This is a genomic window from Phenylobacterium sp. (assembly GCF_037138395.1).
GTDB lineage: Bacteria > Pseudomonadota > Alphaproteobacteria > Caulobacterales > Caulobacteraceae > Phenylobacterium.
The window spans coordinates 1-23,143 of record NZ_JBAXIM010000009.1; the positions used below are offsets into that span (position 1 = coordinate 1).

Sequence of the window (23,143 nt, forward strand, 5' to 3'; positions counted from 1 at the left end):
AAGCGCCGCGCGGCGGACCGTGGCCTGGAGGGCCGCCTGGTCCATCTCGTTCATCACGATGCGGGTCCGCAGGTCCGGATCGGCCAGACGGCCATGCTCGTCCTCGCCGACATAGGCCTTGGCCACCTGCCCCAGGACGACCTTCTGGCCAGGACCGCGGCGGGCACCATCCATGCCGCTGCGCTCGTGCTGGAGCAGGCGCTTGGCCACCGACCAGCCGCCGTGCAGCGGGCCGACCAGGTCGTCCTTGGGCACCTTCACGTCGGTGATGAAGGTCTCGCAGAAGGGCGAGTTACCGGCGATCAGCTGGATCGGGCGGATTTCAACGCCGGGCTGGCGCATGGAGAACACCACGAAGGAAATCCCCTCGTGCTTCTTGGTGGAGTCAGTGCGGACCAGGCAGAAAATCATGTCGGCCCACTGGGCCCCGGAGGTCCAGATCTTCGAGCCGTTGACCAGGAAGTGGTCGCCCTTGTCCTCGGCGCGGGTCTGCAGGGAGGCCAGGTCCGACCCGGCACCGGGCTCGGAAAAGCCCTGGCACCAGCGCACGCGTCCAGTGACGATGTCGGGGATGTACTTCTGCTTCTGGGCCTCTGTCCCGTACTCGAGCAGGGTCGGGCCGAACATGCTGATGCCCATGCCGACGATGGGGTTCACGGCGCCGATGGCGACCATTTCCTGCTGCAGGGCCCGGGCCTCCTCGCGTGAGAGGCCGCCGCCGCCGTACTGGGCTGGCCAGGTCGGCACGCCCCAGCCCTTGGCGCCCATGCGCTCCTTCCAGAGGGCGAAATCACCCTTGGCAGGCTCGGGGGACATGACCATCGCCTCAATGGCGCTGAGGTCCTTGCGCAGGGAGGCGGGGAAATTCGCCTCCAACCAGTCCCGGGCTTCGCTCCGGAAGGCGTCGATTCCGCTATCACCAAAATCAGCCATCAGAAATACTCCATTAAATTCAATATTTTAGGCCTAATTATACCATAAGGCCCCAGTTTCGCGAGTCGCTTATTTCGGGTCGGGAAGTCCAAGAACGCGCTTGGAAACCACGTTCAGGTTGATCTCGGAGGTTCCACCCTCAATGGAGTTGGCCTTGGCGCGCAGCCAGATGCGGACGGCGGCCAGTTCGGGGTCCGAATAGCCTTCCCCCTCCCAACCCAGTCCGGCCGTTCCCAGGGACTCGACGATCAGCTCGTTCCGCTCCTGGGCGATCTTGGCGCCTGCGTACTTCATGATGGAGGTGACCGCAGACGGACCCTGGTTGGACTTTGACTCATCGGCTGCCCGGCGCACAGTCTGCTGGAAGGCCTGGGTCTCCATCAGGTGGTCGATGATCCGGCGACGCAGGTCGGGGTCGGCAAGGCGGCCGTCCTCGTCCAGGCCCACATAGTCGAGCGCCGCCTGACGGACTGTGAGGGCAGTGGCCGGCGCGCCGATCGAGCCCCCGCCGAGGCCGGCGGAGATATTGTCCCGTTCGAACTGGAGGAGGCGCTTGGCCACCGACCATCCGCCGTTCAGAGGCCCGAAGAGCTGGTCCTTGGGCGCCTTCACGTCGGTGAAGAAGGTCTCGCAGAAGGGCGAAGTGCCGTTGATCAGCTTGATCGGCCGAACCTCCACCCCGGGCGCGCGCATGTCGATGAGGACGAAGGAAATCCCCTCGTGCTTCTTGGCGGAGTCGGTGCGCACCAGACAGAAGCACCAGTCAGCGGTGTTGGCGCCCGAGGTCCAGATCTTCTGGCCGTTGATAAGCCAGTGGTCGCCCTTGTCCTCGCAGCGGGTCTGCAGGGAGGCCAGGTCCGAGCCGGAACCAGGCTCGGAATAGCCCTGGCACCAGCGGACAGAGCCGGTGACGATGCCCTGCATGTGCTGGCGCTTGAGGGCCTCGGTCCCGTACTCGAGCAGGGTCGGGCCAAACATCATTACGCCCATGCCACCGATGGGGTTGCGGGCACCGATCTTTGCCATTTCCTCGGCCAGGATACGGGCCTGGGACCGGGAGAGGCCGCCCCCGCCATAGGTCGCCGACCAGGTCGGGACGCCCCAGCCCTTCGCGCCCATGCGCTCCCGCCAGAGCCGGGCGTCGTCGCTCTCACGGCCGCCACCCATGGCGGCCATCTGGGCCGCCGGATCCTGCGCCAGGGCCCTGGGGAAGTTGTCCTCCAGCCAGGTCCGCGCCTCAACCCTGAACCCTTCCAGGTCCTCGCCGCCAAAATCCGCCATCTGTCTCGTCTCCCTGGAAATGCCCGAAGGGGTCCCGCCGCAGTCATCCCTAATGCGGGTCGGGAAGGCCCAGGACTCGTTTTGAAATCACGTTGAGGTTGACCTCTGAGCTGCCGCCCTCGATGGAATTGGCCTTGGCCCGAAGCCAGCCGCGCACAGCCCCGATCTCCGGGGCGGCGTAGTCGTCTCCGGTCCAGCCCAGGCCCTGGCTGCCCATCATCTCGACGATCAGTTCCGACCGCTCCTGGGCGAAGCCGGCGACCGCGTACTTGATGATGGAGGTCGCCGCCGAAGGGCCGTTGGAAGCCTTAGACTCCGCTGCGATCCGGTTGATCGTCTTGTAGAAGCAGTCGAAGTCCATCTTGTTGCGGGTGATCCGACCGCGAAGGTCGGGGTCCGAAAGGGTGCCGGTCTCATCGGTTCCCATGTAGTTCCGGGCCATAACCCCGAGGTCGCTGGAGGAGCTGCCGGCACCTTCGCCCGGCCCGAAGCCGCCCGAAATATTCTGGCGCTCGTACTGCAGCAGGCGCTTGGCGATCTGCCAGCCGCCATTGACCGGGCCCACAAGGTTGCCCTTGGGGATTTTCACGTCGGTGAAGAAGGTCTCGCAGAAGGGGCTCTCGCCGGAAATGAGCTGGATCGGGCGGGTCTCGACGCCGGGTGAGGTCATGTCGATAAGGACGAAGGAAATCCCCTCATGCTTGCGCGTCATGTCTGTGCGCACCAGGCAGAAGCACCAGTCGGCCCTGTTGGCGTAGCTGGTCCAGACCTTCTGGCCATTGATCAGCCAGTGGTCGCCCTTGTCCTCACAGCGGGTTTGGAGGCCGGCCAGGTCCGAACCCGCGCCGGGCTCCGAATACCCCTGGCACCAGCGGGCCTCGCCTCGAGCGATGCGGGGCAGGTGCTCAAGTTTCTGGGCCTCGTTGGCGTATTCCAGCAGGACTGGTCCGAGCATCCAAAGCCCGAATGAGGACAGGGGCGGGCGGTAGCGGCCGCGAGCCAGCTCCTGCTCCAGGATCCGCCCCTGATCTGGCGAAAGGCCGCCGCCGCCGTAGGCTGCAGGCCAGGTTGGCGCCGTCCAGCCCTTCTCGGCCACGCGGCGCATCCAGACGATCTGCGGATCCTCCGAGCCGAGGAAGGCCCGGCCGCCCCAGATGGCTTCGGGATCGGTGCGGACATCAGCGCTGCTCAGCTCCGAAGGGTAGTTGGCCTCCAGCCATCCACGGACATCGGACCTGAAGGCTTCAGGGTTCTCGCCGCCGAAATCAGCCATTGGACTCCTCCGTCAGTACTCAGGTTCGCACTACATTAGCGGGCGCCCCGGGAGGAGCAAGACCTTCGGCAGAGGGTTTGACCCGGTCCGCTCCTGAGCGCATCTGTTAAGTTTGTGGGGGTAGACCCGGCCTTGTCTTGATGTTTTTCAGGTTCAGCATGGCGCTTAGACGCGAGTTCAGACCCGCCCTCCTGTCCGCAGCGCCCCTGGCGGGGGCGATCCTGGTCATGTTCGCCGGGGCCATGCTGATCGCCTCGGGTGCGACACCTTCCTCCCCCGAGCGCTTCATGCGCCTGTCGATGACCCTCCCGGCATTGGTGATCGAGACCAGCCACTTCGCATCGAGCGTGCTGGGCCTCGTGCTTGTCATGCTGGCCTTCGGGCTGCGGTCACGACTGGACGCAGCCTGGGCGGCGAGCGTGGCCGTGCTGTTCCTGACGGCCCTGCTGGCCCTCGCCAAGGGCATGATCTGGGAGGAGGCGCTGATCCTTGCGGCCATCGGCGCCTTCCTTGCGCCCCTGCGCGCCGCCTTCCCGCGAAAGGCGGCCCTCTCCCAGATGGAGGTTTCGCCGGGCTGGCTGCTGTCGGCCGCCGCCGCCCTGGTTGGGGCGGGATTGCTCGGGCTCTGGTTCTTCCAGCACGTCAACTACGAAGACCAGCCGATCTGGAAGACCATGATGGACCGCGACGTCGCCCGCTCCATCCGGGCCTGGGCGGGCGCCGCCTTGGCCTTCTTGGGTTTTGGGATCTGGCGGCTGATCGCCACGGCGGCGACGCCCGGGGTGATCGGAGAGGAGGACCCAGACTTCGCACGTGTGCGCGCCATCCTCGCCGACTCTGAGGCTGCAGAGCCGACTTCCAACCTGGCGCTGCTCGGGGACAAGCGGTTCCTGTTCTCCGAGTCCGGGCGAAGCTTCCTGATGTTTGGGGTCCGGGGGCGGTCTTGGGTCGCCATGGGCGGACCTGTCGGCCGCCGGGACGAGCGGCTCGAGTTACTCTGGCGGTTTCGGGAGATGGCCGACGCCCACGCCGCGCGCCCTGGCCTCTACGGTATCGGTCCCGAGGACTTGCCGGACGTGGTCGAACTTGGCTTCTCCATCCAGAAGATCGGGGAATGCGCCCGTCTTCCGCTCCGGGACTTCGCATTCGCCGGCCAGACGCGGGCCAAGATTCGCAGGGCCTGGCGCCAGGTCCGCGACGCCGGGGCCACCTTCGAGGTCATACAGCCGGACGCCGTCGAGGCCTGCCTGCCCGAACTCGCGGTCGTTTCGGATGAATGGCTGGAAGGCCAGCCCGGTGGTGACAAGACCTTCTCCCTGGGGGGGTTCCAGCCGAGCTACATCAAGGCCTTTCCTGTCGCCGTGGCCCGTTGGGAAGGGCGCATTGTCGCCTTCGCCAATCTCTGGCCGACCGCCTGCTGCGAGGCTTTCGCCATCGATCTGATGCGCTACAGCCAGGCTGCGCCCAAACGGATCATGGACTTCCTCTTCGTGGAGCTCATCAGCTGGGGCCGGGAGCAGGGCTACGCCTACCTGGATTTTGGCAATGCGCCCCTGGCTGGCCTGGAAGACCGTCCGCTGGCACCGGTCCTGACGCGGGTCGGGCGCCTGATGTTCGACCTGGGGGAAGACGTCTACAATTTCCAGGGCGTGCGCAGCTACAAGGACAAGTTCCATCCCGACTGGGAGCCCCGCTATGCGGCCGGCCCGGCCAAGTGGACCATCGCCTTGATGCTGGCTGATGTCGGCCTGCTGACCTCCGGTGGCTTTGCTGGCCTGACCCGGCGGCCGCGCAAGGGTGAGGCCCCCGGCATGGCTACATCGACTTCGGTCCTGTCGTAACGCCGAGCAGGTTCACGAGGTGGACGACGAACACCAATAGGGCCGTCGCCAAGGCGACCATGATGGGCTGCCAGGGGATCATCCGGGGTCCCCTGATCAGGTCCGGCGGACGCGCGCCCCGCCAACCGGCGAAGCCCGCGAGGCCAGCTGACAGGAGCATGGCCAGTAGGGTCATCCTGACATCCAAGGGTTGAATCTCCTGCCGATTGAATCCTGGACCTGACATCTATCCACAGCGCGTCGCGACCGGCCCGCGTCCACGGGTTAACAGCGCGTTTACACCCGAAAGCCGGCTGGCTACACCAGACCTTGGCCAGTGGGAGAGCGATTCGCATGTCGTCAGGGGTGCCCTGGAGCGTCAAGGGAATCGACCCCCGGGCCCGGGAAGTCGCCAAGGAACTGGCGGCGCGGGCCGGCATGACCCTGGGCGAATGGCTCAACCGGTCGATTCTCGAAGGCGAGGCCCCCACCCCCGTGTCGGCCCCTGTCGCGGGCCCCGTCGCGGGAGCACCCCGTCAGGCGCGTTCCGCAACGGCCCCTGACACTCGCGATCCCTTTGACCGCCCCGAGGGCGAGCTGCGCCGCCTTTCCCAGATCCTCGACCGTCTCGCCGACAGGTTGGATGGCGCCGAGGCGCGGACCGGCGAAGCCCTCGCCAGCCTCGATCGCTCGGTGCGCGCCACCTTCGGTCGCCTGGAGCAGGCAGTGGTGCGGCCACCCGCCACGCCCAGGCCGGAACCGCGTGCGGACCGTTATGAAGACGTCCTGAGGGCGCTGGAGTCCGCGCTTGGCCGCCTGTCGGTGCAGATGCGCGAGGGCGAGGTCCGCACCCAGGAGACCCTCGAGACCTTCCGGTCCCGCCTCGAACGGGCCGAGACCCGTCCCCCGGTGTCAGCTGGGGTTGACCAGGTGGCCATCCGGATCGGCGAGATTCAGGACCGGACGGCGGCGGCTATGAGCGCCTTGCATGAGGCCTTCGGCGGTCTGGACCAGAGGCTTGCCAACCTTGAGGCTGGCGCTGGCGAGGGGGTCGAGAGCCGCCTGCGGGAGATGTCATTCCGGCTCGGTGAACGCCTGGACGCCGCCCGGGAAGAGATGACGCGCGATCTTTCCGAAACCGCGGGGCATCGGATTGGCGATCTGGAACGCGCGGTCGCCGAACTGTCCGAGAAAGTCAGACGCGTCGAACGCCAGTCGGCGGGCCTGCGGGACCCTGGACCTGACCGTTCGGTGCAGCCTCCCGAGACCCCGGAGGCGACAGAGCGCCACCCGGCCGATCAGGCCGAGCGCATCAGCGAGATCCTGGCCAGCCGGCTGTCCCGGGCCGACCCTTCCCAGGCCGCTTCCGTCGCCCGCTTGGGCGAGGAAATCGCACGCATCAACGACCGTATGGGTCTGCGGACCGACGGACCCCTCACCCATGCGTTGGTGGCAGGGACCGGCGATACGGCCGCCGGCGACGAAATCACGCAGCGGATCCGGAGGAGCGAAGACCGGACCACTCGCCTCCTGGAAGAGGCCCGGCTGCGTCTCGACGCCCACTTTCCCCGCCCCGAATCGTCACCCGCCGCCGCTAGGCCAAGCGCCATGTTGGCCGAAGAGTCGCGCCTCCTTTCGCTCTTCGACGACGACGATACCGAGGCCGTTCCATCGGAGCCCACTGCCAGGACCGCCGTCTTTCCGGGTGATGCCGAAGACGGGCGCGGCGATGAATGGCCGATCGACCTCCTGGCGGCTGCCCGTGCGGCGACAGCGCGTGGCGCAGGAAATCCGGCACCGGCTTCCGAGCCCGAGGAAGTGGTCCTGCCGGGCTTTGACCTGTCGCCGCCCCGGCCGGCACTTCGGCCCCGCAGGTTCGCAGGACCAGGTCTGGCCTCCCTGGCGGTCTTCTGCATTTCGGTCTCCCTGGTCGGCTATGGTGTGCTGAGCGTGCTCGAGAGCCGCACGACCGGGAAGGGCGGCGCCCGCACCGAGCCGGGCGTCCTGGCCTCGGTGCCCCGGAGCCCCTCTGAGCCGGTTCGCGCCGCCGTCGCCCTCGCACCCGCGCCTGGCGTGACTCCGGCGGCGACGGCCCAGGCCCAGATGCAGGCCCCACTCCAGACCCCACTTGAGGCCAAGACGCTGGCCCGCCCGTCGCCTGCAGTACCGGCTTCGGGGCTGGACGCAAGATTTCGCAAGGCCCAGGCCGACCTGAAGGCCGGACGCCCTGAGGTGCTCAGCCAGGTCCGGACCCTGGCCGAATCCGGACATGGACCCTCCATGGCTCTGATGTCCGAGCTGTACCGCAAGGGCGAGGCGGGCCTCGCCCAGGATCCCGTCCTGGCCCGGTCCTGGCTCCGTCGTGCCGCCGAGTCTGGCGATCGCGTCTCCATGCACCTCTATGCCCTGGCCCTGATGAACGGACAGGATGGGCCGCGCGATCCCGAGGTCGCCGTCAGCTGGTTCCGCCGCGCCGCCGAAGCAGGCCTCGTGGGCAGCCAGTTCAACCTGGGCGTCGTCTACGAGCGGGGCATGGGCACGCCTCGTGACCTGCGCCAGGCCTATGTCTGGTACTCCCGCGCCGCCGAGAATGGCGATGGCGAGGCCCTGCGGAGTGTGGAGCGCCTCCGCCCGACAATGACGGCCGCGGCGCCGGTCTCGTCGGACGATATTCGCCTCGCGCAGACCGCCCTGAGCCGCCTCGGCTATTATTCCGGGCCGGCCAACGGATCGACCACGCCCCAGCTGAGGGCCGCCATCGAGGCCTACCAGAAGGACCAGAAGGCACCCGCGACCGGCCTCCTGGACGACGCCACCCTGAAACGCCTTGCCATGCTGGGCCGCTGAGGCCGCAGGAGGCGCTCGCGCTGGACGTCTACCTCCCCATCGCGGAAATCTCGGTCAACGCTCCCCTGCTGGTGGCGATCGGTGCCCTTGTGGGATTCCTGTCCGGGATGTTCGGCATCGGGGGCGGCTTCCTGATGACGCCACTTCTGGTCTTCCTCGGCGTGCCCGCGCCCGTTGCGGTGGCCAGCATGGCCGGCCATGTCGCTGCCTCCTCGACCTCCAGTGTCCTGGCCTATTCGGCGACCCGGGGCGTCGACTTCCGAATGGGCGGCGTCCTGGCGGCCGGGGGGGCGGTCGGCTCGGTGATCGGTGTGGAGGTGTTCCGCTGGCTCCGGCTGGCGGGTCAGGCGGACCTGGCAGTAGCCCTGGCCTACCTGGTCTTCCTGGGCGTGATCGGATCGCTGATGCTGTGGGAGTCCCTCCGGGCCCTGGCCCGCCGGCGCCGGGGGGATCCCGCCGGCGCTTCCCAGTCCCGTCGCCCGGCCCTGCTGTATGGTCTGCCCCTGAAGATGCGGTTCCCCCGGTCGCGTCTCTACATCAGCGTCCTCCCGCCCCTTCTCCTTGGTGCCTTCGTGGGGGTGCTTTCCGCGGTCATGGGCGTTGGCGGCGGCTTCATCCTGGTCCCGGCCATGATCTACCTCCTGCGGATGCCCGCCGGTGTGGTGGTGGGCACCAGCCTGTTCCAGATCATCCTCACCACCTCCCTGACCACTGTCCTTCAGGCGGGCCGCAACCAGACGGTGGACATACTGCTGACGGGACTTCTCGTGCTGGGAGGCGTCTTCGGCGCCCAGCTTGGTGCCCGGGCCTCGGCCCGGGTCCGCGCCGAGGAACTGCGCGTCCTCCTGGCGGTGATCATCCTCGGGGTCGGCCTTTTCATGGGCATGCGCCTGGTCCTGACCCCAACCGATCCCTTCGTCCTCCTGCCGGTGGGAGGCTGAGATCACCGCCGATCCCCCACCCGTCCACCTGTCTGCAGACCTCACCACGGCCAATGTCGAGGTCGACGCCGGATATGCCGGCGCCCGGATCGGGGTCTTCGGCGCCGTCTTCGACCCCTCTGGAAGGCCGGCCGACGTCGTGGTCCTTGTCCGGGGACCCGACCAGCCCGCCGCCATCGCCCGGCGTGAGCGGCGCGCCGGGCTCTGGTTGAACGGCCCCCCGGCGACGGTCGCGAGCGCCCCGGGGTTTCACCTGACCGCCTCCAACCGGAGGCTCGCCGAGATTGCAGCCCTATCGACCCTTCGAAGTGAGGGTGCAGGAACGGGCGCCCTGGACCTTTCGGCGGGCATGGACCCGATTTTCGCCCGCGCCTTTGTCCGGCTCAAGGCCCGGGAAGGCCTGTACCTGGAGGATCCCGCCGGGGTGACCTTCGTCGACAAGGGCCTGTTTCGCGCCCGGATCACCCTGCCGGCTTCCGCGCCTGTCGGCCGCTACCGGGTGGATGTTTTGCTGTTCCAGGACGGTCAGCCCATCACCCGGCGAAGCCGGGAGCTGGTCGTCGAGAAGGTCGGGCTCGAGCGGGTGATTTCCGGTTTTGCCCGTCAGAGCCCCTGGGCCTATGGTATGGCGTGTATGCTGATTGCGCTGGCCGCCGGCTGGGCAGCGTCCGCAGTCTTCAGGAGGGTGTGATGTTCCTGGCTCCCCGCCCGGTCTGGAGTCTCGCCCTCTTGGGCCTGGCCGGATTTCCCGCTGCGGCCATCACCTACGCCTTTGGCCCATCGGACCTGCACTTCACCTCCATCCACGTTCTCCTGACCTGGTCAGCGGTGGTCCTCGGTTTCCTGGGGGGAATCCGCTGGAGCCAGGAGGCGGGACGGGAACCGCCCCACCTCATCCGGCTCGCGGGTGCCATGCTGCCTCCACTCGCCGGTGGCGGGCTCCTGCTGGCCCGGGACTATGTCGCCGCGGACATAATCATTGGCGGCTTCATCGTGGCCTATCTTGCCGCCTGGCTGTTCGACAAGGCGCCCCAGACCCTGTCCCGCTACCCGGCCCTGATGACCCTTCTGACCTTCTCGGCCTGCGTGTCCCTGGCCCTGGCCCTGGAGAAGGCCTTGCGCCTCTGACTTGAGATGCGTGACCCTGTCTCGGTCCGACAACCAGTTCCCACTTATCGGAACAGGATCTAGCCCCGGTCCGGCCGCAGGGACCGGACCCCCGCCGCATGGACCCGCCGGTCGCCAAGGGCGGCCACCACGGGCGACTTTCGGAACAGTCCTGAGAAGGCCGGATCCAGGACATTCAGCCCTCCCGTAAAGGCCCCGTAGGCGGGCAGGACCGCTCGCTCCCCATCCGTGACCAGGCACCGGCGCCGCACCGCCCCGCGGGGGGTGGCGATCCGGGCGCAGGGATGCAGGTGCCCGGCGATCTCGCCGGGCGAGGGTCCGGTCCGGGGTTCATGCCGCAGGACGAGGTCGCCCAGCCGCACTTCGTCGGCCGCCTTGCCGGGTAGGTCGCCGTCGGGCTCCGGGTCGTGGTTGCCGGTAATCCAGACCAGGTCCGCCGCCCGGCCCAGGGCCTCCAGGGCCTCCCGGTCTGCCTCCGACATCCGCCTGGAGGCCCCCCGGTCGTGGAAGGCGTCGCCCAGGAAGACAATTCGCCCGGGAGCCTGGGCCGCCGCATCTGCCGTCAAGCGCCGCAGGGTCTCGCGGGTATCGAGGGGCGGCAGGAGCTGGCCCCTGCCGGCGAAGGCCGAGCCCTTCTCCAGGTGCAGGTCGGCGACGATCAGGGTGGAACGTCCGGCCAGCAGCAGGGCCCCTGACGGCAGGAGGCGCGCCGCCTCCCCCGCCAGGGTCAGCTCCAGGGCGCCGTCCGCCCAGGGGCGCAGGCCGAGGGCTGCAACCGGGCTCATGCCAGGGCCTCGGCGATCAGCTCGCTCTCGGCCTCCGCCAGTATGGCGTCGCCGGCGGCGCCAGGGCTCCGTTCCTTTCCGATCTCCATCAGCATGGGTACGGCGAAGGGGGACAGCCGGTCCAGCCGGACGTGGCGGATCCGCCCCGCCACCCGGGCCAGGAGGTCGCCCAGGCGGGCGGCGTCGATCATGCCCTCGGCGGCGTCCTGGCGGGCGCAGCGAAGGAGGAGGTGGTCGGGCTGGTGGCGCCGCAGGACGTCGTAGATCAGGTCCGTGGAAAAGGTCACCTGCCGTCCTGACTTGCGCGGCTCCCCGGGAAATCGCCGTTCGATGAGACCAGCGATGATGGCGCAGCCCTTGAAGGCGCGCTTCATCATGAAGCTTTCGGCCAGCCAGTCCTCCAGGTCGTCGCCCAGCATGTCCTGGGCGAAGAGGTCGTCCATGTTGACGTCGTCCATGGGCTGAAGGGACCAGACGGTCAGGGCGTAGTCGTTACAGACGAACCCCAGGGGTTGGGCACCGGCGCGCTCCAGCCGGCGGGTCAGCAGCATGGCCAGGGTGGTGTGAGCCAGCCGGCCCTCGAAGGGATAGGCCACCAGGAAGTGTCGGCGGCCCCTGGGGAAGGTCTCCACCAGCATCTCGTCCTCGGCCACGATCCGCGAATGCCGGCGCTGCAGGCCCAGCCACTCGCGCACGTCCGGGGGTAGGACTTCCCAGGCCGCCGGGTCCGACATCATCCGCCGGACCCGGCGGGCAAGATGGCTGGACAGGGCGAACTTGGAGCCGCCCCAGGAGGGCATCTTAGGGTCCGTGTCCCGGGCGGGCCGGACCAGGACGTCCATGCCGGTAATGCCCGCCAGGCTCCAGACCTGGCCGGCGAAGACGAAGGTGTCCCCCGGGTCCAGCATCTCGAAATAGCCTTCCTCGATCTCCCCGATCTTGCGGCCGCCTACCAGGCGAGCGCCCTGGGCGATGCGGACGGAAAGCACATCCGGCGACAGGATGGCCCCCAGGTTCAGCCGGTGACGCCGGGCGATCTCGCCATTGCGCACCGTCCAGCGGCCCCCGGGGTCCCGGACCATCCGGCGGAAGCGGTCGTAGGCCTGCAGGGCGTAGCCGCCGGTAGCGGTGAGGTCGAGGGTCAGGTCGAAGTCGGCCCGGGACAGGTCGCGGTAGGGCCCGGCGGTAAGTACCTCGGCCAGCATGGCCGCTTCGTCGAAGGGCTCGGCGCAGGCACAGCCCAGCAGGTGCTGGGCCAGGACGTCCAGGGCGCCGGTCCGCAGGGGCTCGCCGTCCAGCTGGTTCTCGGCGATGCACTCCCGGGCCGCCTGGCACTCCAGGGTCTCGAACCGGTTGGCGGGCACGAAGAGGGCGCGGCTGGGTTCGTCCAGGCGATGGTTGGCCCGGCCGATCCTCTGCACCATCCGGCTGGCGCCCTTCGGCGAGGCCAGCTGGATGACCAGATCCACGTCGCCCCAGTCGATGCCGAGGTCCAGGGTGGACGTGCAGACCACAGCCTTCAGCTCGCCCCGGGCCATGGCCGCCTCGACCTTTCGCCTCTGCTCGGGCGCCAGGCTGCCGTGGTGCAGGGCGATGGGCAGGCTATCGTCGTTCAGCTTCCACAGTTCCTGGAAGGCGAACTCGGCCTGGAAGCGGGTGTTGACGAAGACCAGGGCCGTCCGCGCCGTTCTGATGGCCTCATAGACCTCGGCCATGGCGTGCTGGGCGGTATGCCCGGCCCAGGGCGTGCGGCCATTGGACAACAGCAGGTCCACCTGGGGCGGGGCGCCGGGCGGGCCGCGGACCAGGTCCACGGGCCGGTCGCCACAGCCCATCCACCGGCGGATGACGTCCGGGTCGTCCACCGTCGCCGACAGGCCGATGCGCCTCAGCCCCGGCGCCAGGGCCGACAGGCGGGCCAGGCCCAGGGACAAGAGGTCCCCGCGCTTGGAGGCGTGCAGGGCGTGGATCTCGTCAATGATGACGCAGGAAAGGTCCTCGAAATAGAGGCGCGAGCCTTCCCAGGCGCAGAACAGGGCCAGCTGCTCGGGAGTGGTCAACAGGATGTCGGGGGGCCGCACCTTCTGCCTCTGGCGGCGGGCGACCCCGGTGTCCCCCGTCCGGCTCTCGGCGGTGACGTCCAGCCCCATCTCCCGGATTGGCCGGGCGAGGTTGCGCTCGACGTCCACGGCCAGGGCCTTGAGGGGCGAGATATAGAGGGTGTGAACCCCCCGCCGCTCGCTGCGGGGGCGGGCCTCCAGCTCCACCAGGGTGGGCAGGAAGCCGGCCAGGGTCTTGCCGCCCCCCGTCGGGGCGATCAGCAGGGCGTCACGGCCCGCCCGCGCCCGGGCCACCATCTCCAGCTGGTGGACGCGAGGCGACCAGCCCTGCGCCGCGAACCAGTCAGCGAATCGGGAGGGCAGGAGGGGGGAATCCGCAGCGGCGTCGGCCATGCCCCGGTTCTAGCATGTTCCCCTTCCGTTTCGAGGGGGATCAGGCGTCCGCCAGGTTCTCGATCCGGGTTGCCCAGTAGTCGGCGTCGTAGTCCGGGTCGCCGGTCAGGTAGCGCCAGAACCGGACCCGGTTCAGAAGCTCCAGTCGGCCGGTGTCGTTTTCGTACCAGGGCTCCTGGGTCATCAGGATCTGCTCGACGGAGGGCGGCAGGGCGCCCTTCAGATAGAAAATCGGGCGCTGGGCGTCCTGGGGCTTCAGGGTCGAGACGTCGAACTGGCGGACCTGGGAGCGCGAGGGGTTGATGCGCACCTTGAACATGGTCCGTGTACGGTCGGATACGTTCACCCCGCCGCCATGCCAGATACCCGAGTGCAGGAAGAGCAGGGTCCCGCCCTCGCAGACCATGTGCTGTTGGCCGCGGATGTTCTGGTAGCGGGCGATGGCCGCCTCGCTGACCTTGCGCAGGTGGCTGCCGGGCAGGAAGCGGGTGCCGCCCATGTCCCGGGTCACGGCGTGCGGGTAGTACATGATCTGGATGTCGAAGGCCCGCCGGGGGTCGATGGTGGAGTCCTGGTGATAGTGCTGGGAGACGTTCTCGCCGCCGCTGGCCTCGTGGTAGGCGGGCGGGAAGGTCACGTGCAGGAAGTGGTGGTCGAAGACCGGGTCCTCGCCCACCAGGCTGCGGACGGCGCCGGCCACCAGGGGCAGGTCGAGGAGGCGATTCAGGGCCGAGCCCTCGGGATAGGCCTGCGCCAGGGGTACCCCCGCCGAGGTCTGCGGCACACCAGCCCGGGCCAGCAACTCGCCATAGGTGCGCCTCATCTTCTGGCCAGGGCGGGGCGGGGCGATGTCGCCCATCTCGTCCAGGAACTGGCGGTTGAGGTCCTCGGGGACGGCGGCGTCGAAGCGCAGGAAGCCACGGGCGGCGAAGCTGGCCATGGCCTCGGCCGAAAGCAGGGGCAGGTTGTTCATTCCCCGGTCTCCACGATCTGTTCGAACAGGAATTCGTACTTGAGGTAGGCGAGGTCAAACTCCTCGCCCCGGGCGTGGGGCAGAAGGGGCGAGGCCTGGATCAGGCGCCAGCCGTCGCGCAGGGCGTGCAGGCCGGTGGGATAGGGCGGAAGGTCCTCGTCCCCGGCCATCCGGCGGGTCTCGCCCGTGCCGTCGAACAGCGACCAGCCGACCACCGTGGAATCCAGAGCCGAATTCGCCAGGTAGAGCACCAGGACCTTCTGTCTCTTCATGATCTCTCCCCAAGGGCGACCGTAACATGGGCGGGGCCTGCGGGGCTGTCCAGCCTAACCCGGTCCCAGGAAGGCGCGGGTGGCCTCCAGGGCCTCCACCAGGGTGACGCGCCGCACCTCTGCGCCGGGCGGCAGGGCGGCGAACAGGCGGGTGGGGGTGGCGGAGTCCAGCATGACGAAGACGCCCTTGTCATCCTGGCGGCGGATCAGGCGGCCGAAGGCCTGGGCGATCCGGCCCCGGGCGATGGCATCGTCCCAGCCATTCCCGAAGCGGGCGCGGCGGGCCTTGTGCAGGAGGTCCGGCCGGGGCCAGGGGGCCCTGTCGAAGACCAGAAGCCGCAGGCTGCGCCCCGGCACATCGACCCCGTCACGAACGGCGTCGGTGCCCAGCAGGCAGGAATCGACCTCGGCCCGGAAGATGTCGACCAGGGCGCCGACCTCCAGCGGGTCGACGTGCTGGGCGTAGAGCGAGAGCCCCCGGTCGCCAAGGGGGGCGGCGATCAGCTCATGGACGGCCCGCAGCCGGCGGATGGCCGTAAACAGGCCCAGCCCGCCGCCGCCCGCCGCCAGGAAGAGCTCCCGCATGGCTGCGGCGACCTGCCGGGCGTCGTCCTTGCGCACATCCGTGACCACGAAGGCCCGGGCGCAGGTCACATAGTCGAAGGGCGAGGCCAGCCGCAGGCGTCGGGGCGGGGTCTCCAGCCGCCCGCCGCCCGAGCGCAGTTCCGCCAGGTCGAAGGGATCCTCCGCGGCCGCGTCGGTGAGGGTGGCGGAGGTGATCAGGACCCCGTGGGCGGGCTCCAGCACCAGCCGGGCGAGGGGTTCGGTGGGGTCGACCCAGTGCCGGCGGAAGGCGGAGTCGACCGCTCGGCCCCCGATCACCGTCGCCTCGAACCAGTCGACGAAGTCACTGGCAGCGGAACCTTCCCCACCCTCCGGCTCCGGCTCGCCGTCGAGGGTGGCCAGCATGCCCCTCCAGGCCGGCAGGGTCATCCGGGCGCGTCGGTCCAGCCCCCGCAGGACGCCCTCGATCCGGCCCCGCTCGGCGCCGGTCAGGGTCTCGGCACCCTGGTCGAGCAGGTCCTCGAGGGAGCGTGTCAGGGCCAGGAGCGGCGCTTCGATCGCGGCCAGGGCGGCGGCGGCCGACCGCGCCGTTGCCACCACCTCCGGAAGGGCTGGCCGGGCCGCACAGGCCGGGTCGGCCGGGTCGCCCCGGGCCCTGAGCTGGACCCCCATGGCTGCCAGGAAGCCCTCGAGTGGACCCTGGGCCCCCACGCCGTCTGCACCGGAGATCCGCGAACTCCAGCCTTCGGAGGGAAGCTGGCCAGCGGCCTGAATCACCGACTCCAGGGCCTGACGAGCGGGCCCATCTGCACCGGCCAGGTCGCCCACCCGCGCCTCAAGTCCCCGACCGCGTCGGCCTCGCCGCTCCGCGCCCCGGATCCACCGCCTCAGCTCCACGGCCTCCTGGCCGGAAAGGGCCGTGGAAAAGGCCGAGTCCGCCGCATCGAACAGATGATGCCCCTCGTCGAAGATCACCCGGCGCAGGTGGGTCGACTCCGAGTCCTCAGGCGCGCCCCGCACCGACCGGGCCCCGTCGAAGGCCGCCTGGGCCATGACCAGGGCGTGGTTGGCGATGACGATGTCGGCCCGGCGCGAGGCGCGGATCGCCTTTTCGACGAAGCAGGTCCGATAATGTGGGCACCCCGCGTGGATGCACTCGCCCCGCCGGTCGACCAGGTTGGACGCGGTCGCCTGGCCGGCGGCGGGTCCGGCGAACAGGCCTGGAAGCCAGGCCGGGAAGTCCCCACCGGTCATGTCGCCGTCCCGGGTCGCCCGGATCCAGCGCGCTGTCAGCCCAAGCCCCACCAGGTCGGCGGAGCCCAGCTGGGCGGTGTTGGACAGGTCCTGGAAGTTCAGCAGGCAGAGGTAGTTCTCGCGTCCCTTGCGCACCACGGCCCGGCGGGCCCGCTCGGCCGGGTCGGGAAACAGGACCGCACTCTCGCGCTCGATCTGCCTTTGAAGGGCCCGGGTGTAGGTCGAGATCCAGACCGAGGGGCCGTTGACCTCGGCCCAGGCCGAGGCGGGCGCCAGATAGCCCAGGGTCTTGCCCACGCCCGTGCCGGCCTCGGCCAGCAGCATGCGGGGGCTGCCTTCCCGCTCCCGAGGCTCGAAGACGAAGGCGGCTTCCCGGGCGTACTCCGCCTGGGCCGTCCGGTCTTCTTCCAGGCGGGCCCGCCCCAGGAGGACGCCCAACCTGCGGACGGCGGCTTCGGGACTGATGGGGGTGTCGCCGGGCTCGCCAGCGGGGCCCGGATCCTCCCACTCCACAAGCCGGGACCAGACATCGAGGCCGGAACTGCGGAAGGCGTTGCTGGACGGACGGCTGCGCAGGGCCTCCGTCGTCGCAGGCCCCCAGGCCCAGCCGCCCCGGGCGAGGGTCTCGGCCAGGGCCAGGGCCTCCTCCCGGGAGGGGGTCGGGCTCTCGGCCAGTTCCTCAAGCAGGCGAACGGCGACCTGGGACAGGGCCTCTGCCATCTCGAGGGGTCCGGAGGGTTCAGGGCGTCCAAGGGCGAGGGCCAGGCCCGCCGCCGACGGGGCCGTGAAGGCGCCGGGACGCACGAAGGCGAACAGCTCCAGCACGTCGAACATCCGGGCCGACCGGGGCGGCGGATCCAGGCCCAGCCTGCGGGCGGTCAGGGCCGCGTGCGCCACCAGGACCTCCGGTGAACGAAAGAGGTCGCGGGCCTCCGGCGGCCTGAGCAGGCGCGCCGGGCCCTCGCCGGCGAGGGCGGCCTTGGGTCCGGGCAGGACGACGAGGGCGGGCGGGAGATTCACCCCGCAGAAGTAGCTCAGGGAGGCGTGAAACGGAACCGGAACAGGATCTAGGCTTCGGCGCGCGAGAACAGGCGGATGATAAGCACCCCGGCGAGGATCAGCGCCATCCCGACCATGGCGGGAAGGTCGAGCTTCTGACGGAAGCCAATCCAGCCGATGGCGGTGATGGCGAGGATGCCCACCCCGGACCAGATGGCATAGCCGATGCCGAGGGGAATCGTCTTCTGCGCCTGGGCCAGGCAGTAGAAGGAGGCTGCGACGAAGGCGATGGCGGCGGTCCCGGGCACGAGCCGGGTGAACCCATCGGACAGCTTCAGGAGGCTGGTACTGACGATCTCCGTGGCGATGGCCCCCGCCAGCCAGGCATAGCCGCTCACGGTTTCGGGGCGCCGTCGGAGGCCGGGCGGTCCCGGCCGAAGTTCGGCTCTGCGCTGTCCTGGCCTGCGGCGACAATGCCCTGGCGGATGTCGCGGGTGCGGGAGAAAAGCTCGAACAGCTTGTCGCCCTCGCCCCAGCGGATGGATCTGGAGAGGGCTTGCAGGTCCTCGGTGAAACGGCCCAGGACCTCGAGCACCGCGTCCTTGTTCGCCAGGAAGATGTCCCGCCACATGGTGGGATCCGAGGCGGCGATCCGGGTGAAGTCCCGGAAGCCGCCGGCCGAGTACTTCATCACCTCGGCCCGGGTGACCTCTTCCATGTCGGCGGCGGTGCCGACGATGTTGTAGGCAATCAGGTGGGGCAGGTGGCTGGTGACCGCCAGGACGAGGTCATGATGGGCGGCGTCCATGGTATCCACCTGGGCGCCAAGGGCGGTCCAGAAATCCGAGAGCTGGCGGGTGGCGTCCGCATACTCGGGCCGGTCGTCCGCCTGCGGGGTCAGGATCACCCAGCGGCCCTGGAACAGTTCGGCAAAGCCCGCGGCGGGGCCGGACTGCTCGGAGCCCGCAATGGGGTGTCCAGGGATGACGTAGACCGACGCGGGGACTGCGGCGCGCAGGGCGTCGCCCACGCTGACCTTGACCGAGCCGACGTCGGTGACCGTGGCGCCCGGCTTCAGCGCCGCCGCCGACGTAACAGCTGCAGGGCCCATGGCCAGGACGGGCACGGCGAAGACCACCAGGTCGGCATCCGCCACCGCCTCGGCCATGTCGTCGGTGACCAGGTCGGCATAGCCCAGGGCGGTGATCTGCGCCCGGTGCGCCGGGCTGGCTTCGCCGACAGCCACGGAGCCCACGACACCGGCTGCGCGGGCGGCGCGGATCACTGAGGATCCGATCAGGCCGCAGCCGATCACCGCCATCTTCGGATAGATCAAGGGCGGGTCCCCATGAAGGCCGCCAGGGCGTCCACCACCGCCCGGTTGTGTTCTTCCAGCCCGATGGTGAGGCGCAGGTGGTCGGGCAGGCCGTAACCGCCCACCATCCTCGGGATCAGGCCCCGGGCGCAGAGGAAGGCGTCGGCGTCCGCGGCGGTCCGGCCCGGCGTCTTCGGGAAGCGGGCGAGGACGAAGTTAGCGCTGGAAGCCGTTGTCTCCAGCCCCAGCCCGCCCAGTTGCTGCGATAGCCAGGGCCGCCAGGTCTGCACCAGTTCCAGGGATCGCGCCTGGAAGTCGTCGTCCGCCAGGGCGGCGATGGCGGCGCGCTGGGCGGGAATTGAGACGTTGAAGGGCAGGCGGATCCGGTCGATGGCGTCGGCCATGTCCTGCGGCATGTAGGCCCAGCCCACCCTGAGGGCGGCCAGGCCGTGCAGCTTGGAGAAGGTCCGCGTCATGATGACGTTGGAGAAGTTGCGGACCAGGTCCACCCCGTCCTCGAAGTCCGGGTCGTCGGCGAACTCGGCATAGGCGCCGTCCAGCACCAGGACGACGCCGGCGGGCAGGGCGGCGTGCAGGCGGCGGATCTCGGAGCCGCCCACCAGGGTGCCCGTCGGATTGGCGGGGTTGGCCACCCAGACGATCCGGGTTCGCTCATCCACGCAGGCAAGCAGTTCATCGACGTCGATGCGCAGGTTGACCTCGGTCGCCATGCGCACCTCGCCGCCGGCGGCGCGGGTAGCGATGGCGAAGGCGCCGAAGCCGTGCTCGCCCTGGACGGCGTTGTCGCCGGCCTGGATGAAGGTCTGGCCGATCAGCTGGAAGATCTCGTCCGACCCGCACCCGAACAGCAGGCGTTCGGGTTCAAGGCCGTACCTGGCGCTGATCGCCTCGCGCAGGGCGTTGCAGCGGCCGTCCGGATAGAGGTGCAGTTCATCCATGGCCGAGACGAAGGCCGCCTTGGCATCCGGGCTCGAGCCCAGGATGTTCTCGTTCGCCGACAGCTTGAGCGGGTGGGCCACGCCCTCCACGGCGGCCTTGCCGGGCTTGTAGGGGGAGATATCGAGGATGCCGGGCTTTGGCTGGGGCTTGAGCTGGGGCTGGGGACGGTCGGACATGAGGGCCTCAGGTATCCAGGGGGGCGGAGGCGGCGCCGATCACGCCAGTGAGCCGGCCCGGCGCCCGGGCCAGGCGTTCGTCGCTGGACTGGTAGTAGCCTACCAGCTCAAACAGCCGCAGGCCGCCGGCGTCGGCCAGGAGTTCTGCCGCCACCCCGTCCTTGCTCAGGGTCTCCACGAGGCGGCCGGGAGGTCCGGGGGCGTCGGTGACCCAGTAGGTGCGATCGCCCCCCGTCGGTCCGATCTCGACCTGGGCGGCGGCCAGGGCGGCGGGGCGTCCCCAGGCGGTCAGGCAGGGCAGGGCGGCAAAGACCCGCAGGGTGGGATCTGCCAGCAGGCGCCCCCACCAGGGCGTCCGGGAGTCCAGGGCCAGGACCGCGACCCCGCCGGGGGTGCGCGCTGCGGCAATGGCCTCCTCGGGGCGACCGACCTCGGCCAAGGGCGCGGCGGCGCCGAAGCGCATCCGGGCAGCCTCGCGGACCACGGAAGCCTGCCCACCGCCGAAGACTGACAGGTGGTAGGGGCCCTGGCGGGACAGGCTGTCGCTCATGAGCTCGCGCCAGATCCGGACGACCAGGCCGGGCGTCGCGGCCTTGCGCGGACGGGCGAGGAGATTGCGAAGGACCTCGGCTTCCCGCATCGGACGCAGGGCAAACCGGCCGGATTCCCCCGCAGCAACCTTGGCGGCGGCCACTTCGCCGGCGAGGGCGGCGCGTTCGTCGATCAGCTCCAGCAGGCGTCGGTCGACGACATCCAGGCGCGCGCGCACGGCCTCGAGGGTGCGTGCGGTCGGCTGGGGGTCTGAAGCGTCCATGGCGGTCCCGGGCTCTGGAGGCTTGGGCGATAGGCCATTGCGCCCGAAGGCGCAACTATGCCGGCTACTGCCCTGGACGGTAGGTGCGCTCCACATGGCCCTTGATCTCGTCGGGCCAGAAGTAGACCGGCCGGAGATTCCCGCTCAGGTATCTTGGCGCCTGGTCGGTGAAATGCCGGGACAGGGGCGAGCTGGAGGCACCGCCCGCTGTGACCGCCCTTGCCCGGACCCGGGGGCCAAACTCCACAACCGCCACGAAGCTGTTACCGCTGGAACCGTAGAGCTTTTTCTGCCCCTCGGGCCGGCGGGCACCGAAGGAGGCCAGGGCACCCCACCGGGCGGAGGGGAAGGGGGCCGGGAGGCTGGGCGCTGCGTCGCTGAGGGCCTGCTGGATGTCGCCGGTCCGCCGTTGGAAACGGTTGACCTCGCCCCAGGGGACCCGCCGGGCCCCAAAGTCCGCCTGCAGGCGGTCGGAGGCCTGGGCCAGGGCCTCCAGCTTGCGCCGGGGCGACACGCGGCTGGCCAGGGCCTCCCAGACTGTGACCCCCTCGGCCCGCGCCAGGGCCTCGGCTTCCGGCCAGAGGAGGTCACCCCAATAGACCGCCAGGGTCAGGGCCTCGGACTGGCCGGACCAGCGCCGGTTCCAGCCCCGCAGCAGTCGGATATCGTCGGCCAGCTTCAGGCGAAGGGGGTCGGCACCGGGGCTGGAGTCCCAGGCGGCGACGAGGCCGGGCAGGAGCTGGTCGAAGGCCGGCAGGGCGGTGTTGAAGGCGCCCTGGACCAGGGTGTCGAGGGTGAAGGTCTGACCGTTCTCCAGCAGCTGCACGGCGTTCACGCCGCGCGGGTTGGGCCCGACCGTGTCCATGTAGCGCGGGAACCTGTCCCGCCGGGGACTGTCAGGACCCGCCGCCGTCCAGGGCCAGTCATTGGTGTTGTAGACCCAACCGGTCTTGGGCGAGCGCACGCTGGGCAGCTCGGACAGGGCGTGCAGGCCCTTCCAGTCGGTGGCAGGGTCCGACCCATCCACGGGCCGGGTATAGTCGAAGCGGTCGTCCCGTCGCGGCACGAACTGGGGGTGCAGGTAAGCGATCACCCCGTCCGCGTCGGCGAAGAGGGTGTTGTTCGAGGAATTCCCGGCCAGGGCCGCGGCCTTCATGAACGCGTCGAAGTTGCGGGCCCGGGTCCGGAGGAAGGACTGGCTGAGCGCCTCGACAGGCCGGTTCATCATGGCGAAGGCGATCCACCGGTCCCCTGCTTTCCGGACGACCGGCCCCTGGTGGGTGAAGTGGACCCGGAAGGTGCTCTGCACCAAGGCGCCTTGGGGAGTCCGCCAGGGAATGGCGATCTGCCGCGTGACGATCGGACGCTCTTCGGCACCGTAGCGATAGGTCAGCTTGCCGCCCCGGTCGAAGACCTGCACCGCAAACTCATCGACGGAGTCCACGCCACTGGAAGTGTGCATCCAGCCAGCCCGGGGGTTGAAGCCCTGGTAGATGAAGAACTGTCCCCAGGTCGCCGCGCCATAGACATTGAGCCCGGCATCTGAGGTCACCTGCTGCTCGGCCCGGAAATAGAAGCTGGTGTGAGGGTTGATCAGCAGGAGGGGCCTGCCGCCCCAGGCGCGGGTGGGGCCGATGGCGATGCCATTGGAGCCGCGCGGCTCCTCGAGCCCGGCCGGCGCGGCGCTGGCCAGGACCCGGGGCCGGTCGGAGTACAGGTCCGACAGGCCGTCCAGGGAGATGCGTTCGATGTCGCCCCCGATGCTGCCCTCCGAGAAGCTGAGGGCCATCCAGGGCTCAAATCGTTTCAGCACCCGGGGGTGGGTCTGGGGATGCATGGCCAGGTAGTAGTTCAGGCCATCCGCCCAGGCATCCATGAGCTTGCGCAGCCAGGACGGGCTCTTTCCATAGAGGGCCTTGAGGGTTTCGGGGTCGGTGTAGAGGCGTGCGCGGAGGTCCTGCATGAGGGCCCGCTCCCCCTCGGCCTCGGACAGGCGTCCCATGGCCGTCAGGTAGTTGGTCTCAATGCGCGGGAAGTCGTCCTCGGCCTGGGCGTAGATCATGCCGAAGACGGCGTCGGCGTCCGTCCGGCCCCGGATGTGGGCGATGCCCCAGTCATCCCTGACGATGCTGACCCGCCGGGCGGTTTCCCGCCAGCCCAGCATCTCCTTCGAGGGCGTCGCCGAGGCCGCCTGGGCGGCGGCGGGAAGGGCCAGGATCAGGGCGAGGGTCAGAAGCAGGCGTCGCAGCATGGGGGCTCCCGGGGATCAGGGTCGAGGCTAGGCCCCACGCCGGAGCGGGGCAAGCCGCAGAGGCGTCTTGCTACGGCGACCGGGAACCGTCATGTGATCCGCCA

General features: G+C 69.6%; 19 protein-coding genes. 5 read left to right on the forward strand and 14 right to left on the reverse strand.

Translation table 11 applies throughout. The features are described from left to right. The 3 genes from WCJ52_RS01270 to WCJ52_RS01280 all read right to left on the reverse strand — a co-directional run. The coding region (locus WCJ52_RS01270; protein WP_336901474.1) for an acyl-CoA dehydrogenase family protein at window positions 1-933 on the reverse strand (933 nt) is incomplete at its 3' end. 69 nt (window positions 934-1,002) lie between these two features. Next, window positions 1,003-2,214, reverse strand: coding sequence for an acyl-CoA dehydrogenase family protein (locus WCJ52_RS01275; RefSeq protein WP_336901475.1), 1,212 nt, complete (start codon window positions 2,212-2,214; stop codon window positions 1,003-1,005). Between the two features lie 49 nt (window positions 2,215-2,263). Beyond that, a complete protein-coding gene (locus WCJ52_RS01280) occupies window positions 2,264-3,487 on the reverse strand; it encodes an acyl-CoA dehydrogenase family protein (RefSeq protein WP_336901476.1) in 1,224 nt (407 codons plus the stop codon). A gap of 158 nt (window positions 3,488-3,645) precedes the next feature. Between WCJ52_RS01280 and WCJ52_RS01285 the strand changes: the two genes are divergently transcribed. Next, window positions 3,646-5,328, forward strand: a complete 1,683-nt coding sequence (locus WCJ52_RS01285) for a phosphatidylglycerol lysyltransferase domain-containing protein (RefSeq protein WP_336901477.1) — start codon at window positions 3,646-3,648, stop codon at window positions 5,326-5,328. On the opposite strand, the gene WCJ52_RS01290 is transcribed toward WCJ52_RS01285, so the two are convergent. After that, on the reverse strand, window positions 5,303-5,503 hold the full coding sequence (locus WCJ52_RS01290) for a hypothetical protein (RefSeq protein WP_336901478.1): 201 nt from the start codon (window positions 5,501-5,503) through the stop codon (window positions 5,303-5,305). The genes WCJ52_RS01285 and WCJ52_RS01290 overlap by 26 nt on opposite strands. Before the next feature lie 158 nt (window positions 5,504-5,661). On the opposite strand from WCJ52_RS01290, the gene WCJ52_RS01295 reads away from it, so the two are divergent. The 4 genes from WCJ52_RS01295 (at window position 5,662) to WCJ52_RS01310 (ending at window position 10,223) form a co-directional block, all read left to right on the forward strand. After that, a complete protein-coding gene (locus WCJ52_RS01295) occupies window positions 5,662-8,154 on the forward strand; it encodes a peptidoglycan-binding protein (RefSeq protein ID WP_336901479.1) in 2,493 nt (830 codons plus the stop codon). 107 nt (window positions 8,155-8,261) lie between these two features. Next, window positions 8,262-9,095, forward strand: a complete 834-nt coding sequence (locus tag WCJ52_RS01300) for a sulfite exporter TauE/SafE family protein (RefSeq protein WP_336901480.1) — start codon at window positions 8,262-8,264, stop codon at window positions 9,093-9,095. Window positions 9,096-9,123: 28 nt separating this feature from the next. Beyond that, entirely contained in the window at window positions 9,124-9,786 is a 663-nt protein-coding gene (locus WCJ52_RS01305) for a TIGR02186 family protein (RefSeq protein ID WP_336901500.1), read from the forward strand. Beyond that, on the forward strand, window positions 9,786-10,223 hold the full coding sequence (locus tag WCJ52_RS01310; RefSeq protein ID WP_336901481.1) for a DUF3429 domain-containing protein: 438 nt from the start codon (window positions 9,786-9,788) through the stop codon (window positions 10,221-10,223). The genes WCJ52_RS01305 and WCJ52_RS01310 overlap by 1 nt, the downstream gene beginning before the upstream one ends. 59 nt (window positions 10,224-10,282) lie before the next feature. Here WCJ52_RS01310 and pdeM read toward each other — a convergent pair whose 3' ends face one another. From pdeM to WCJ52_RS01360, 10 genes are all read right to left on the reverse strand, one after another. Continuing rightward, window positions 10,283-11,008, reverse strand: coding sequence for a ligase-associated DNA damage response endonuclease PdeM (pdeM, locus tag WCJ52_RS01315; protein ID WP_336901482.1), 726 nt, complete (start codon window positions 11,006-11,008; stop codon window positions 10,283-10,285). Beyond that, entirely contained in the window at window positions 11,005-13,461 is a 2,457-nt protein-coding gene (locus tag WCJ52_RS01320; protein WP_336901483.1) for a ligase-associated DNA damage response DEXH box helicase, read from the reverse strand. The genes pdeM and WCJ52_RS01320 overlap by 4 nt, the downstream gene beginning before the upstream one ends. Before the next feature lie 40 nt (window positions 13,462-13,501). Beyond that, window positions 13,502-14,434, reverse strand: coding sequence for a phytanoyl-CoA dioxygenase family protein (locus WCJ52_RS01325; protein WP_336901484.1), 933 nt, complete (start codon window positions 14,432-14,434; stop codon window positions 13,502-13,504). Then, window positions 14,431-14,706, reverse strand: a complete 276-nt coding sequence (locus WCJ52_RS01330; protein WP_336901485.1) for a hypothetical protein — start codon at window positions 14,704-14,706, stop codon at window positions 14,431-14,433. Before WCJ52_RS01330 ends, WCJ52_RS01325 begins: the two co-directional genes overlap by 4 nt. 54 nt (window positions 14,707-14,760) lie before the next feature. Beyond that, window positions 14,761-17,544, reverse strand: a complete 2,784-nt coding sequence (locus WCJ52_RS01335; RefSeq protein WP_336901486.1) for an ATP-dependent DNA helicase — start codon at window positions 17,542-17,544, stop codon at window positions 14,761-14,763. A gap of 47 nt (window positions 17,545-17,591) precedes the next feature. Further along, entirely contained in the window at window positions 17,592-17,921 is a 330-nt protein-coding gene (locus tag WCJ52_RS01340) for an SMR family transporter (RefSeq protein ID WP_336901487.1), read from the reverse strand. Then, a complete protein-coding gene (locus tag WCJ52_RS01345) occupies window positions 17,918-18,859 on the reverse strand; it encodes a prephenate/arogenate dehydrogenase family protein (protein ID WP_336901488.1) in 942 nt (313 codons plus the stop codon). The genes WCJ52_RS01340 and WCJ52_RS01345 overlap by 4 nt, the downstream gene beginning before the upstream one ends. Further along, entirely contained in the window at window positions 18,856-19,974 is a 1,119-nt protein-coding gene (locus tag WCJ52_RS01350) for a histidinol-phosphate transaminase (protein WP_336901489.1), read from the reverse strand. Before WCJ52_RS01350 ends, WCJ52_RS01345 begins: the two co-directional genes overlap by 4 nt. 7 nt (window positions 19,975-19,981) lie before the next feature. Continuing rightward, complete coding sequence (locus tag WCJ52_RS01355; RefSeq protein WP_336901490.1) at window positions 19,982-20,788, reverse strand: chorismate mutase; 807 nt, start codon at window positions 20,786-20,788, stop codon at window positions 19,982-19,984. A 64-nt stretch (window positions 20,789-20,852) separates the two neighbouring features. Continuing rightward, on the reverse strand, window positions 20,853-23,039 hold the full coding sequence (locus WCJ52_RS01360; protein ID WP_336901491.1) for a penicillin acylase family protein: 2,187 nt from the start codon (window positions 23,037-23,039) through the stop codon (window positions 20,853-20,855). Window positions 23,040-23,143: the final 104 nt, after the last annotated feature.

Bases quoted from the DNA above. Each gene is read 5' to 3' on its own strand.
- WCJ52_RS01325 (WP_336901484.1), bottom strand. From the start codon at position 14,434: ATGAACAACCTGCCCCTGCTTTCGGCCGAGGCCATGGCCAGCTTCGCC.
- WCJ52_RS01320 (WP_336901483.1), bottom strand. From the start codon at position 13,461: ATGGCCGACGCCGCTGCGGATTCCCCCCTCCTGCCCTCCCGATTCGCT.
- WCJ52_RS01310 (WP_336901481.1), top strand. From the start codon at position 9,786: ATGTTCCTGGCTCCCCGCCCGGTCTGGAGTCTCGCCCTCTTGGGCCTG.
- WCJ52_RS01280 (WP_336901476.1), bottom strand. From the start codon at position 3,487: ATGGCTGATTTCGGCGGCGAGAACCCTGAAGCCTTCAGGTCCGATGTC.
- WCJ52_RS01360 (WP_336901491.1), bottom strand. From the start codon at position 23,039: ATGCTGCGACGCCTGCTTCTGACCCTCGCCCTGATCCTGGCCCTTCCC.
- WCJ52_RS01330 (WP_336901485.1), bottom strand. From the start codon at position 14,706: ATGAAGAGACAGAAGGTCCTGGTGCTCTACCTGGCGAATTCGGCTCTG.
- WCJ52_RS01355 (WP_336901490.1), bottom strand. From the start codon at position 20,788: ATGGACGCTTCAGACCCCCAGCCGACCGCACGCACCCTCGAGGCCGTG.
- WCJ52_RS01275 (WP_336901475.1), bottom strand. From the start codon at position 2,214: ATGGCGGATTTTGGCGGCGAGGACCTGGAAGGGTTCAGGGTTGAGGCG.
- WCJ52_RS01350 (WP_336901489.1), bottom strand. From the start codon at position 19,974: ATGTCCGACCGTCCCCAGCCCCAGCTCAAGCCCCAGCCAAAGCCCGGC.
- WCJ52_RS01290 (WP_336901478.1), bottom strand. From the start codon at position 5,503: ATGACCCTACTGGCCATGCTCCTGTCAGCTGGCCTCGCGGGCTTCGCC.
- pdeM (WP_336901482.1), bottom strand. From the start codon at position 11,008: ATGAGCCCGGTTGCAGCCCTCGGCCTGCGCCCCTGGGCGGACGGCGCC.
- WCJ52_RS01295 (WP_336901479.1), top strand. From the start codon at position 5,662: ATGTCGTCAGGGGTGCCCTGGAGCGTCAAGGGAATCGACCCCCGGGCC.
- WCJ52_RS01285 (WP_336901477.1), top strand. From the start codon at position 3,646: ATGGCGCTTAGACGCGAGTTCAGACCCGCCCTCCTGTCCGCAGCGCCC.
- WCJ52_RS01300 (WP_336901480.1), top strand. From the start codon at position 8,262: ATGTTCGGCATCGGGGGCGGCTTCCTGATGACGCCACTTCTGGTCTTC.